Source organism: Bacillus songklensis, assembly GCF_042649685.1.
Lineage (GTDB): Bacteria > Bacillota > Bacilli > Bacillales > Bacillaceae_H > Bacillus_BA > Bacillus_BA songklensis.
Map to the genome: position 1 here is coordinate 1 of NZ_JBHRZT010000045.1, position 1,253 is coordinate 1,253.

General features: G+C 31.8%; 1 protein-coding gene. It reads left to right on the forward strand.

Going from position 1 to position 1,253, the window contains the following annotated elements; translation table 11 throughout:
• The first annotated feature begins 717 nt into the window (after positions 1-717).
• Positions 718-840 (forward strand): hypothetical protein, encoded by a 123-nt coding sequence (locus ACFOU2_RS11195; protein ID WP_377915112.1) that lies wholly within the window; start codon positions 718-720, stop codon positions 838-840.
• Positions 841-1,253: the final 413 nt, after the last annotated feature.

Here is a 1,253-nt window from a genome sequence, read left to right on the forward strand (position 1 = left end):
ACTGAATATTCAGTCTCATGTAAGACAACTAAACAACCTCCCCCAAGATTAAAAAACGTATCTGAGAATACTCTCTTACACAAAAATCTTGACGCTACCGTCTAAATTTTAGTTAAATAAAAAAGAGGGCTATGTTAGCCCGTTGAAAGGTAAAAATATTGAATAAACAAGGGGGAGTTTGTTCAATTTAATTCTCCCTCGTTTTGGTAATTTCTATACTTCATATTGAACTGTTTTTTGATTATTCCTTCCTGTAATTATAATTATGTTAACTAGAGTTGTATATTGTATGTATGAAAAGATGAATTGAATTATACTTTCACGGATTCATACAAAGTAAAATTTTGAATAAATTAATATATTGTGGAGGATGTTTTCCTTTGTCCTTGTAAATTATGAAAACATACAGAGAGGAAGATGAGAAATTGACTGACGCATCTATCGATTTAATGAAGGTTGTTGTGCGCAATGCTGTGCGCACTAACTTAGTTATTATGAATTATTACTTTGATTCAATGTTATTTTTATATGGTTTTAATAAACGGAAGAGTAAATTTTAAATGTAGTGTAATAGACTTTATGTTGTATTAGAAAGGCTCAGATTAAAAAGAATCTGAGCCTTTTGCTTTTTATAACGGGCCTTATGTCAACTAAAACGATGGAAACTTATTAAAAAGATAATACGTATTTAGCATATAGATAGGGAGGAGAGAGAAAATGGCAGCTATGGCTGAAATTTTAGGAAGTATTTGTATTGGATTCTGGTCTTACTTTACTGAGAAATACGAAAAACATTTAAATAAAAAGGGTATTCGGATTATCCGGTGGAATATCATTTAGGTTTATTAGCTTCAAATAACGGTTTGTTGCATTTTTTCATCGAACTGTGACATAAGTATAAAATTTTTAAAAATTGTCTAATATGATAATGCGTGTTGGTTTTCCGGAAAATCTACTACATACGCCACGAATTATATAAAGCGAACGTTCGCCATTATATAGGGTCAATTTTTCTATGCTATGTAATCCCAAGGGGGCAAAGAAAGATTAGCCTTAGCCTGAAAGAGACGTCTTTCGGGCTATTCGTGTTGCTACGCATTTTGAGTCTACTGTGTAACGCATTATTCTCTAGATTGTCTAAATATTGGTTATTATTTAGATGTTTTATAATATGCCCTCCTTTAGAAAATAATAGGAAGGCAAGGTAGAAGGCACAGGAATCCCTACCTTACCTTTATTACGAATGTTCTAGT

What these genes read in the sequence shown, in the direction of transcription:
- ACFOU2_RS11195 (WP_377915112.1), top strand. Translation starts at nt 718, where the DNA reads ATGGCAGCTATGGCTGAAATTTTAGGAAGTATTTGTATTGGATTCTGG.